Here is an 11,608-nt window from a genome sequence, read left to right on the forward strand (position 1 = left end):
CCGCGGTCGCCACGGCCGGCATCGGGCTCGGCGGCGGGGCGGGCGCCGGCGCGGGTGCCGGGACGACCGCGGGCTGCGGCGGTATCGCGGCCAGGCCGGCCAACCCCGCGAAGCCGCCCACCGCGCCGAAGGGGGCGGCCGCCAGGAGCACCGCGGGGGCCAGCAATTCCGGCTGACTGGTGAAGATCTCGAGGATGTGCGTCGGCCAGTCGAACAGCATGAGTTGAACGATGTACTGAAACGCCAGCGCGGGGTTGTGCACCAGGTAATAGCCGAACTGCTGGAAATCCTCGAGCAGTTCCAGAGCTCGAACCACCCAGAAGATCGGTTCCCCCGCATTGGTGTAGGCGTCGTAGGGCAACCCGTTGACGGTGCCCTCGGCGGGATCCCAGTTGATGCCGAGGTTCCTGAGGATATTCGCGATGAACTCGTCGAGCGGGTTGTCGATCGTGGGGTCGTGCACATCGTCACCCGAGTCGTGGTTCGGGGCAACGGATTTCACTATCTGCGGCGCGGGATCGGGCTGCGGCGTCGACGCCACCGCCGCGCTGGAAACCGCTTGGTAGGTGGTCATCGTGCCGGCCGCCTGCACCCACATCCGCGCGTAATCCGCCTCGTTGAGCGCGATCGGAACCGTGTTGATGCCAAAGAAGTTCGTCGCCACCAACGCCCCGTGCACGGCATGGTTGGCGGCGAGTTCGGGCAACGTCGGCATGGCCGCCAGCGCGGCGGTGTAGGCGACCGCGGCGGTTTCGTGTTGCGCGGCCGCCGTAGCGCTCTGCGCGCTGGCCCGCGTCAGCCACGCGAGGTAGGGCGCGTGGGCGGCCACATACGACTCCGCGCTCGGTCCCTCCCACGAACCCGCCTGCGCCGCGGCCAGGACACCGCTGAGTTGCGCTGCGGCCGAGGCGTATTCGGTGCTCAGTTCGGACCATGCCCCCGCCGCCGCGAGCAGCGACGCCGGACCGGGGCCGCTGCTGAGCAACGCGGAGTGCACCTCCGGTGGCGAGGCCATCCAGATCGGCGCCGTCATGGGTCTCCTCGGGCTGGAAGGGTTACCAGGCAGAGGAGAGCTTAATGAAAATGATTTCCGTTATCAACTTGGCGGGCTGTGCCGCCTGCTAGACCAACGGGCGCCCCGTCCTGATCCGGCGGTCGACGTCGGCCAGCAGGATGTTGAAGGGAAACCGCCGTACGAAGCGCGGCAAGCACCGGTTCACCATGGCCAACGTCGCGATGAGCCGGTCGAAGCGGCGTTGCCTGGTGGCGTCCCAGGGCAGCCGCATCTCGTCGCGAAATCGCTGCGGCAGAAAGCCCGTGGTGATCAACAAGGGAAGCCTGTCGGCGAGGCGCTGCAGTGGCGCAGGCAAGGCAAGTCCCGGAAGGCGGGACGCGGCGATCGGATACAGATACTCGCGGACGGCGTCGTCGATGCGGATCTTGGCCAGCGAATCCTGCCAGTACCGGTCGAACGCCGCGCGGTCCGGCGGCCACATCTCCGGCGGCACCTGCAGCGTGGTGGCCAGCGCCATGCCTTCGCGGTAGTGCCGGTCGGCCTCCTCCCCGCCCAGCTCACCGATGAACATGCGGTAGATGTCGACCCCGCCCTTGTACAGGCAGGCCCCCACCCACAGCTGCAGGTCGGGGTCGAAGGCGTTGTACTGCACCGGGCTTTCGGGGGTGGAGTAGACCTGCGCGTGAGCCCGGTTCACCGCGCGGCGGAAGGCGTCCTTCTGGGCGTCGCTGCCGTTGGTCGCCACCGCCAGGTAAGTGAACGTGGTGCGGGCACGCTTGATCGGATGCAGGTCGACGCGGCCACTTTCGACACGGCTCTCCATGACGCCGTAGCCGACGCCGGGACGCGCCAACTGCATGATCACGTTCGCCGGTCCGGCCAAGAGCGCGACGCCCATCAACCCCTCGTCGATCCCGAGCGGCCGCCGGCGGCGACGCCGCCGTGCGGGCAATGGCCGCGGCGCGTCGGAGACGCCGCGCTCGACATGTCGAGCCGGTTCGTGGACAGCCTCGTGTATTGCCATGGTCAGACCCTCCCGCGGCGGAGCACGTAATGTGCGAACGCCTGTTTCCTGATATTGTCGCGGCGTCGCGCTGGTGTCAAGATGGTTCGCATGAACACCTCGAGCGCGCGGCCGTACCGCGGCGTCGAGGCCGCGCAGCGGCTGGCCACGCGCCGCAACCGGCTCCTGTCCGCGGGTCTGGAGCTTCTGGGCGCGGAGCAACAGAGCATCTCCGCGGTCACCGTCCGCGGCGTGTGCCGCCAGGCCGGCCGGGCGGCGCGGTACTTCTACGAAAGTTTCGCCGACAAGGACGAATTCGTCGCCTCCGTGTTCGACTGGGTGATCGCCCAACTGGCCGCCACCACCCAGGCCGCGGTGGCGGCGGTGCCTGCGCCCGAGCAGACCCGCGCGGGCATGACCAACATCGTGCGCACCATCGCCGACGACGCACGCATCGGTCGCCTGCTGTTCAGCACGCAGCTGGCCGATCCCGTGATAGTGCGCAAGCGCGCCGAATCCAGCGCAATGTTCGCGATGCTGTCCGGCCAGCACGCCGGGGAAGCGCTGCGCGTCCCCGCAAACGACCGCATCAAGGCCGCGGCGCACTTCGTGGTCGGTGGCGTCGGGCAAACCATCAGCGCCTGGCTCGCCGATGACGTCCGGCTGGAGCCGGACGAGCTCGTCGATCACCTGGCGGCACTGCTCGACGAGCTGGCCGAGCCCAACCTGTACCGACTCACGGAGACGGCGGTGGAGCCGCGGGCGGAATCGTGACGCGTGGCCTCACACCGGGCAGGCGGTGTGCCACCCAGTCGTGGCGGTGAGCGAGAAGTCGCTCAGCGCTTGCGAAATGTGTTGCCGTAACTCGGCTTCCGAGTTGGGTCGGCACGGCTCGTAGGCAAGGAACGAGACGAAGACCTGTCCGCGCACCCTGCCCGACAGCAACGCCAACACTCCGTTGGTGCGGTGCATGGTCGCGGCGGTCACGCCCGGGTACAGCGACTTCATGGCGAAGTAGTCGGCGTCCGTTCCGTCCGGCCGGTTGGCGGCCGGGTCGACCGCACCGAGGTTGGACGACACGACAGCGGTTCCACCGCCGGTGGCCACGCTGATCAGTCGCCGGAAGACACGTTTCGGAATCAGGGGAACCAGCGGCAGCAATGCCCACCGTTCGTCAGGCACATCCTGATGGCGCTCAAGCGCTTGCTTGATCCCGGCGCGGATCCCACGCAGGTCCGTCGATGCGGGCGCGGGGTCGACCGTGATGTTGACGTTGCTGACCGCATTGGCGCGGGTATCGCCCGGGGCGCGCTCGTTGACCGGCATCCCCACGGCCACCGTGCCGTCGGCGGCGACGCGCCCCACGCGCTGGGCGACGCGAGCCGCCAGCCCGGTGAGCAGCGCGCTGCCGGTGCCTCCGAGGGCCTTCGCACGGGCGTCCCATTCGTCGGCGTCGGTGAAGACGGTTGTCGCCGGAAGAACCACGGGCTCGTCGGACCCGGTGAATGGCCGCTTCTCGGGTGGCGGGGCGGTATCGCCGCTGCCGCGCCGCGCCATTCGTGCCGCCGCCACGATGGCGCGGCCCATACCCGGTACGTCGCGGACCGTCTGGCGCGCGTCTTCACGCAGCGCCGCCCAGCGGCCCCGCGACGCCGCGGCCGGCCAGCCGATCGGGTCGTCACGGCCTAAAGCCGCGTCCGCCAACGCCTCGCACAGCCCGAGGCCGTCGGTGAGGCAATGGGTGACCACCAAGCTCACCGCAGCGCCGCCGTCGGTGAGCGGAAGCGCGGCAAGGTGCCAGCCGGGGCCGTGCTCGGCATCGGGCCGTCTAGCCGCCTCCTCGTTCAGCCAGTCGTCGATCTCATCGCGGGTCCGCGGTGTCGCGACGATGTCCAGGTCCGGCGGAAACGCGGGCGCTACCCAGCGATGCCGGCCGAACGGCACGGGAGAGCGTTCGATGCGGCGGCACAACCGCCCCCGCGCAAGATGGGCATGGAACTCTTGCAGACCGTCGATGTCGATGGCGCGATCGTAGACCCAAATACATTGCACCACACTGCTGGTGGCTGTCGCTCGCTCGCCGAGGAAGAGGGTCTGGTCGGCTAGATCCAGCACGTTGCTCATTCCTAGGCCGCCTCGCCGTCGTCTTCCTCTGACGCGGGAGGGTCCGCAGCATCCGCATTACCCCGGCCTGCAACAACATCGGGCTCGCGCGAGCAGCCGGCGACGGCGCGGGCGAATACATCGATCAACGTCGCGATGTAGCGGTCCACCGATTCACGCGCCACCGCGTTGTCCGGAAAGGAGATCGTCACTGTGGTACTTGCCGCCTGCCGGTTGATCCACATATTGATGCCGCCGGCGGACAGGTTGTCGCCATAAGTACCGAAATTCGTCTCCGTCCAGAGCCCGGCGAGCGGTATCTTCCGAAAATCCAGGAATGACAACATCATCGGCAGGCTCGTAGGAGGCTTGATCTCCAGTCCATCTGCTGTCGCCGCCAACTCCAAGACTCGCTCGATTGGCACATCGGCGAGTTCCTTGGCCGCGTCGAACGACTTCTGCGCTGCCCGGGCCGCCTCGGGGAACGTGGTCCCGGCGGTAGGCACCGCAACCGGAACCAGGCTGGCAAACCAACCCACCGTCATTGTGTCGATACCCGCCGTCCGGGTGTCCCTGGCCGTGAACCCGTGGTACGCCGCGCTGCCCGTCAATTCGTGCTCGGCTAAAGCGGTGCAGGCCAGCACTCCCCCGATGAACCGGGCTCCGGCCGCACCGCACATGGCGTCGAATGAGTCCGTCCCGGCGGCGTCCAGCAGCTGCACGGTCAGCAGGTCACCTTTGCTGCTGGCCCACGTATCACCCAGGGGTAGAGGGAAACTCGGCCAATTGCCATCGGTGTCGTGGGCGAATGCAATCCATTCCTTGATCGCGGGAGACGCCATGGTCAAGCTCGCCGCCTTCGCACGCTGTCGCGCGGTGTAGTCCCGGTAACTGCCGACCTCGGGCAGGGCCGCGGACTGGTGCCCCTGCGCCAGCTCCTGATACGCCAGGTGGATGTCTACGAAGATCACGCCGGCCGACAGGCCATCGATGTGGAGATGGTCGACGCTCGCGTAGAACGTGAAATAGTCTGCGTGCTGGATGATCCCGAATGTGAAACATCCCCATTCGAGTGTCCCCGGGGTCGTCGTCAGGACGTGTGTACGCACTTGGTCGGCGGCCATTCGTCCGAATTCCACCGGAGCGAGCTCGATGGCATCGGCGTTGTCGATCACGCGACGCACGATGCCGCCATCCTCGAATTCGAACCAACTGTGGTAAGTGTCGTGCCGGCGGACATGCGTGTTGATCGCCGCCGTCATCGCCGGAATCTCACACGCGCCGGGGATATCCCACGCCACGATCATCAGCCGGGGTAGCTCCCTGCCCAGCGTCCTACCATGGTGGGCGGCCCAAAGATGCTGGGCCTGCTGGTAACTCGGAGGACAATCGCTTCGTCGCGCGGTTCGAGCCGCTTCACGTCCAGAGGGCGCGGCCATCCACACGGTCACCGGACCATGTGGCGGTTGCCATTCGTTGATGTTGCCGAGCGAGACCATTTTCTTAAGTCCTCGTTCTTCCGATGCCGAAGTTCCCTGCACAGCAAGGGAGGCAGAAAAAGTTCTCGCGCATGGCTTTTCGCACAGCACGAAATCCCGTTGGGCTGAAATCTTGCGCCGGGCTTCCCGATATCAGGACCCCCACTTGCGGCGTCCCTATGCATCCCCTGTGTCGCCGCTGAGGACGGTAGCGCACGAATGGGATGAAGGCAACAATTGCACGACCGTGTGATCGATCGCACTGTCGCGCGCCCTCGCTCACGGCGCCGGCGCCGCGTTTGCCGGGGGTCGGTCGTCCGCGCGACGCACAAGATATTAGGAGACGAATGCGCATTTGAGCGTTTGCCGAATGGACATCCGCGCTGTCGAAATTCGGGCTGAGCTTTGCGACCCGTTGGCGCCATTTCCGGTCGACGAACTTGCGGAGGGCTGCCGACGCGGGCGTGTCACACCGGGCAGGCGGGGCGCCAGCCCATGGTGGCCGTGAGCGAGAAGTCGCTCAGCGCCCCTGAAACCTGTTGCCTCAAATGGGCTTTCGAATTCGGGCCGCCTAGCTCGTAGGCAAGGAAGGAGATGAAGACCCGGCCGCGCGCCCTGCCCGACAGCAACGCCAGAGCGCCGTTGGTGCGGTACATGGTCGCGGTGGTCACCCCCGGGTACACGGTCCTCATGGCGAAGTGACCGGCGTCGGTGCCGTCCGGGCGGTTGACGGCCGGGTCGACCGATCCGAGGTTGGACGACACGACGGTGATCGCGCTGCCGGTGACCACGCCGATCAGTCGTCGCATGACGCGTTTGGGAATGAGCGGAACCAGCGGCAGCAACGCCCAGCGCTCGTCGGGCTCATTCTGGTGGCGGGACAGCGCTTCCTTGATCCTCGCGCGGATTTCACGCAGGTCCCTCGTCACGAGTGCCGGGTCGACCGTGATATCCACGTTGACGACCGCGTTGGCCCGGGTGTCGCCGGGGGTGCGCTCGTTGACCGGCATCCCGACGTTGACCGTCCCGTCCGCGGCGACCCGCCCCACTCGCTGGGCGAGATGGGCCGCCAATCCGGCGAGCAGCGCGTTGCTCGTTCCGCCGAGGGTGGTTGCGCGCGCGTCCCACTCGTCGGCATCGATGAAGACGGTTGCCATGGGCAGCGTGATGCGTTCGTCCGGTCCGGTGGGCGGAACGGGCCGCTTGGTGGCCGACGACGTGGCGGCTGCACGGCCGGCCCGAGCCATGCGTGCCGCTGCGACCAGGGCCCGGCCCACATCCGGTGTGTCCCGCGCGGTTTGGCGCGTGTCCTCGCGCAACGCCCGCCACCGCCGCCGTGACGCCGCCGCGGGCCAGGCGATTGGGTCGTCGCGGCGGCGCGCTGCGTCGGCCACCGCCTCGCACAGCCCGACGCCGTCGGTGAGGCAATGGGTGACCACCAGGCTCACCGCCGCGCCACCATCGGTCAACGGCAGCACGGCAAGGTGCCAGCCGGGGCCGTGCTCGGCATCCGGCCGTTTTCCCGCCTCCTCGTTCAGCCAGTCGTCGATCTCATCGCGGCTCCGCCCCGCCGCGACGATGTCCAGGTCCGGCGCAGACGCGGGCGCTACCCAGCGATGCCGGCCGAACGGCAAAGGGGACCGTTCAATGCGGCGACGCAACCGGCCTCGGCCCAGATGGCGATGGAAGGTTCGCAGCCCGTCCATGTCGATCGCGCGGTCATACACCCAAATGCATTGGACCACACTGGTAGTCGCTGTCGCCCGCTCGCCGAGGAAGAGGGTTTGGTCGGCCAGATCCAGCAGGTTGCTCATCGCTACGCCGCCTCGTTGTCGTTCTCCGTCGGCGCAATCACCCCCGGGCTGCCGGTGGCGTCGATGACGCGAGCAAACATCTCCCCCAGCGTCGCGATGTAGCGGTCCACCGACTCGCGCGCAATCGCGTTGTCCGGGAAAGACATCGTCACCGTGGTCCGTTCGACGTGCCGGTTGATCCACATGTTGATGCCACCGGCGGACAGGTTGTCGCCGTAGGTCCCGAAGTTCATCTCCGCCCACATCCCGACGAGGGGTATTTTCCGGAAGTCGAGGAAAGAGACCATCATCGGCAATTGTGTCGGCAACTTGATGGCCAGGCCATCCAGCGTCGCCAACTCCAAGACCCGTTCGACCGGTACTGCGGCGAGGTCCTTGGCGGCATCGAAAGACTTCTGTGCCGCCCGCGCCGCCTCGGGGAACGAGTCGCCGGTCGTCGGCACGGAAACCGGTATCAGGCTGGCGAACCACCCCACCGTCATCGTGTCGATGCCCGGCGCCCGGGTGTCCCTGGCCGTAAATCCGTAATAGGTTTCCTTGCCGGTCAATGCGCGCTCCGCCAACGCTGTGCACGCCAAGACTCCGCCGATGAACCGAGCACCGGCCGCGCAGCATTCGGCATCGAAAGACGCTGTTCCCGCGGCGTCCAACAACTCGACCGTCAACAAATCACCCTTGCAGCTGGCCCATGTGTCGCCCAGCGGCAGCGGAAAGCTCGGCCAGTCACCGTCGGCCTCACGCGCGAACGCGATCCAGTCCTTGATCTCCGGGGATGACATGGTCAGGCTCGCCGCGTTCTCGCGCTGCCGCGCCGCATACTCGCGATAACTTCTGACCTCTGGCGTGCCGGGCTCGTGGACCGGCGGGCCCGCCGCAAGTTCCTGGTACGTCAGGTGGATGTCCAGGAAGATCAGCGCGGCGGACAAGCCATCGATGTGCAGGTGGTCGACGCTGGCGTAGAACGTGAAGTGGTCGGTCCCCTGGACGACTCCGTATGTGAAACAACCCCATCCGAGCGTCTCGGGCGTTGTGGTCAGGACGTGCGTGCGCGCCTGGTCGGGGCTCATCGCTCCGAACGCCGCGGGCGCGAAGTCGATGACCTCGGGGTCGTCGATCACTCGGCGGACGATGACGCCCTCCTCGAATTCGAACCAGCTGTGGTAGGTGTCCTGCCTACGGACATGGGCATTGATCGCTGCCGTCATCGCCGCCACGTCGCATACGCCGGGAATGTCCCACGTCACGACCATCAGCCGAGGTAGCTGCCTGTTGAGCGCCTTGCCGTGGTAAGCGGTCCAGAGGTGTTGGTTTTGTTGATAACTCGGGGCCGAATCGCTTCGCCGCGCGGCGCGGGCCGCTTCGTGCGACGCAGGTGTGGCCATCCAAGTGGTCAGTGGGCCGTGCGGTGGCTGCCATTCGCTGATGCTTCCGAGTGCGACCATTTCTTGATCCTCGTCCCTCGCGATGCTGATTCTGTTGTGCGGCAAGGGGGTAGCGAAAGGGCCATCCACAATGGCTCTTCTGCACAGCATGAATTCAATTTCGTATCGGGGATCTTTGCGACGGATGTCCGTATGTTGGCCCGAACTTACGGTGTCGCTCGTACCCCCCCTGTCGCCGTTATTGGACGTTAGTACAGGAAGGCGAGGATTGGTGAGTTTTAGGAAGATTCGCAATTTGACGCATTTGCGCCGCGAGACCGGTAATCTCCTTTACCCTCGGCGGTCCGAAGCGCAGGTCCGGCGCTTTAGGCTGGCGCGCCGAACGAAATCCCCGCCGCCTCAGGGAAACAGCGGCAGCTGCCACAGCCGCATGCCGGGGTCCAGCAGCCACAACCGCATCATCGTGAGCCGCATCAGCCGCTGCGCACTGAAGATCAGGAACACCGCCAGCGGCACTTCGACCAGTAGCGCGGTGGTCACCGACACCCAGACATCCTTGGGCCCCGCCGTCATCAGGTCGAACCAGGCGTCGCAAATCAGCAACACGCCGGTGGTGAACGCGGCCGGCACCAGTAGCTGGCGGCGCAGATACCCGAGTACCGCTGTCGCCAGCATGAATCCGACCAGCAGAATGTCGAAGCCCACCCACGTCACGGGCCAGTTGTGGGCAACATAGTTCTCCGGCAACGTGACCGAGAGGTACCCCAGCCAGGGAACCATCGCCATCGAACCACCCACCATCAGACTCAACCGGATGCGCCGCACCCTGACCAGCAGCGCCGGGTCGATCAATTCGCCCACGGGCTGCTCGAGCCGGGAAATGAGCTGCCGTCGCTGCTGGGGCGTGAGCGCCGCGATCTGAGCGTCGGACAGAATGCCGTCGGTCACGGGCGGCCGGCGACCACCGGAGGTCGGCGGTCCGCAGCGGTCTTGGGCACGGCCTGAGCATCGGTGGCATCAAATTCTTTGACCCAGCATGCGAATTCGAGGGTGATGCCATCGGGGTCCTGGAAGTAGAACGACCGCACGTACACCCCGGGATGCACCATCGCGGACACTTGCATCGGGCTCTCGTCATGGTTGAGCACCGGGCCGACGCGCACCCCTTTGTCCTTGAGCCGCTGGCGGTAGGCGTCGAACTTCTCGGCCGGCACGTGGAATGCGAGATGGTTCATGGTGCTGACCGCGCTGGTGATGTCGCCGATACCGGGGATCGCACCCGGCGACGAGATGCCCGGCACCCGGTCGGGGGCATCGGCGAACCAGAAGAATGCGACGCAGTCGCCGTTGCCGGCGTCGAAGAAGAAGTGCTGGCCCGCGCCCCCGGGCAGGTCGAGCGACTTGATCAACGGCATGCCGAGGACGTTGGTGTAGAAGTCCACGGTCCGAGCCATATCCGAGCAGACCAGCGCGACGTGGTTGATCCCGCCGAGTTCGAATTCCGTGTTGGTGTTATGCGGCTTGATCATCGCGCGGCTCCCCTCGGTCCCCGGCTTGAAGTCCTGGCCAAGTTGTAATTCTGAATCTAACATCGGCCTGAAGTTTCAACGAGATGTCCAATGCCAACAGGGCCGGTAAATGACTCCTAACGCCGCCGCCGGGGTGATCCGCGAGTTTGTCGGCCTGCCGTCGCCCACCGCCGGCCGCGCCGGCGCGGGCGGCCATCCTTGCCAGGGGCTGTACCACCGCGGGGTGGGACGCAAGCCCAAGGTGGCGATGATCGCCACGCACTACCAGATCGACTTCTCCGAGCACTACCTCGCCGACTACATGGCCACCCGCGGTGTCGGATTTCTAGGCTGGAACACCAGGTTTCGCGGCTTCGAAAGCAGCTTCCTGCTCGACCACGCGCTGGTCGACATCGGCGTCGGTGTGCGCTGGCTGCGCGAGGTGCAGGGAGTGGAAACCGTTGTGCTGCTCGGCAACTCAGGCGGTGGCTCGTTGATGGCCGCATATCAGTCGCAGGCCGTGGAGCCGAACGTGACCCCGCTGGACGGAATGCGTCCGGCCGCGGGCCTCAACGAGTTGCCGGCCGCCGACGCCTACGTGGCCACCGCCGCCCATCCCGGGCGACCCGACGTCTTGACGGCCTGGATGGATGGTGCCGTCGTCGACGAGAACGACCCCGTCGCCACCGACGCCGACCTCGACCTGTTCAACGAGCGAAACGGGCCGCCGTATTCACCGGAGTTCCTCACCCGCTACCGCCGGGCGCAGACCGCGCGCAACCATGCGATCACCGACTGGGCGGAGCAGGAACTCAAACGCGTTCGCGCAGCGGGGTTTTCCGACCGCCCCTTCAGCGTCATGCGCACCTGGGCCGATCCCCGCATGGTCGACGCCAGCATCGAGCCCACCGGGCGTCAACCGAACATGTGTTATGCCGGCGTTCCGGCCAAGGCGAACCGGTCGGCGCACGGCATCGCCGCGGCCTGCACCCTGCGCAACTGGCTGGGCATGTGGAGCCTGCGGGTGGCGCAGACCAGGGCCGAACCGCATCTCGCCCGGATCACCTGCCCCGCCCTGGTGATCAACGCCGAGGCCGATACCGGCGTCTTTCCGTCCGACGCCCAACGGATTTTCGTCGCGCTCGCCGGCCCCGACAAGACGCAATCGTCGATCGACACCGACCACTACTTCACCACCCCGGGCGCTCGCGGGGAGCAGGCCGACATCATCGCGAAGTGGATCGCCAAGCGGTTTCACTGAAGAGCTCGCCGCGGACACCGAGGCGCGCCGGCACGCCCGGTAAC

General features: G+C 66.7%; 10 protein-coding genes. 2 read left to right on the plus strand and 8 right to left on the minus strand.

The genetic code is table 11. From position 1 onward, the window contains the following. Together A5773_RS18125 and A5773_RS18130 are read right to left on the minus strand one after the other, a co-directional pair. A partial coding sequence (locus A5773_RS18125) for a PPE family protein (protein WP_067791954.1) occupies positions 1-1,033 on the minus strand: 1,033 nt, incomplete at its 3' end. An 88-nt stretch (positions 1,034-1,121) separates the two neighbouring features. Continuing rightward, positions 1,122-2,039, minus strand: coding sequence for an oxygenase MpaB family protein (locus tag A5773_RS18130; RefSeq protein WP_067264419.1), 918 nt, complete (start codon positions 2,037-2,039; stop codon positions 1,122-1,124). Positions 2,040-2,120: 81 nt separating this feature from the next. Between A5773_RS18130 and A5773_RS18135 the strand changes: the two genes are divergently transcribed. Next, a complete protein-coding gene (locus A5773_RS18135) occupies positions 2,121-2,792 on the plus strand; it encodes a TetR/AcrR family transcriptional regulator (protein ID WP_067791957.1) in 672 nt (223 codons plus the stop codon). A gap of 9 nt (positions 2,793-2,801) precedes the next feature. Here A5773_RS18135 and A5773_RS18140 read toward each other — a convergent pair whose 3' ends face one another. From A5773_RS18140 to A5773_RS18165, 6 genes are all read right to left on the minus strand, one after another. Beyond that, complete coding sequence (locus tag A5773_RS18140) at positions 2,802-4,142, minus strand: hypothetical protein (protein WP_067264413.1); 1,341 nt, start codon at positions 4,140-4,142, stop codon at positions 2,802-2,804. A gap of 2 nt (positions 4,143-4,144) precedes the next feature. Continuing rightward, complete coding sequence (locus A5773_RS18145; protein WP_067264410.1) at positions 4,145-5,620, minus strand: condensation domain-containing protein; 1,476 nt, start codon at positions 5,618-5,620, stop codon at positions 4,145-4,147. A 446-nt stretch (positions 5,621-6,066) separates the two neighbouring features. Next, positions 6,067-7,413 (minus strand): hypothetical protein, encoded by a 1,347-nt coding sequence (locus A5773_RS18150; protein WP_067264408.1) that lies wholly within the window; start codon positions 7,411-7,413, stop codon positions 6,067-6,069. Between the two features lie 2 nt (positions 7,414-7,415). Beyond that, positions 7,416-8,855 (minus strand): condensation domain-containing protein, encoded by a 1,440-nt coding sequence (locus tag A5773_RS18155; RefSeq protein WP_067792000.1) that lies wholly within the window; start codon positions 8,853-8,855, stop codon positions 7,416-7,418. Between the two features lie 339 nt (positions 8,856-9,194). Next, a complete protein-coding gene (locus A5773_RS18160) occupies positions 9,195-9,743 on the minus strand; it encodes a hypothetical protein (protein WP_067264406.1) in 549 nt (182 codons plus the stop codon). Further along, positions 9,740-10,324, minus strand: coding sequence for a VOC family protein (locus A5773_RS18165; RefSeq protein WP_067264404.1), 585 nt, complete (start codon positions 10,322-10,324; stop codon positions 9,740-9,742). The genes A5773_RS18160 and A5773_RS18165 overlap by 4 nt, the downstream gene beginning before the upstream one ends. A gap of 109 nt (positions 10,325-10,433) precedes the next feature. Here A5773_RS18165 and A5773_RS18170 point away from each other — a divergent pair, with 109 nt between their 5' ends. Then, positions 10,434-11,564 (plus strand): alpha/beta hydrolase, encoded by a 1,131-nt coding sequence (locus A5773_RS18170; RefSeq protein WP_066947365.1) that lies wholly within the window; start codon positions 10,434-10,436, stop codon positions 11,562-11,564. Positions 11,565-11,608: the final 44 nt, after the last annotated feature.

The organism is Mycobacterium sp. 852014-52450_SCH5900713 (assembly GCF_001667075.1).
GTDB lineage: Bacteria > Actinomycetota > Actinomycetes > Mycobacteriales > Mycobacteriaceae > Mycobacterium.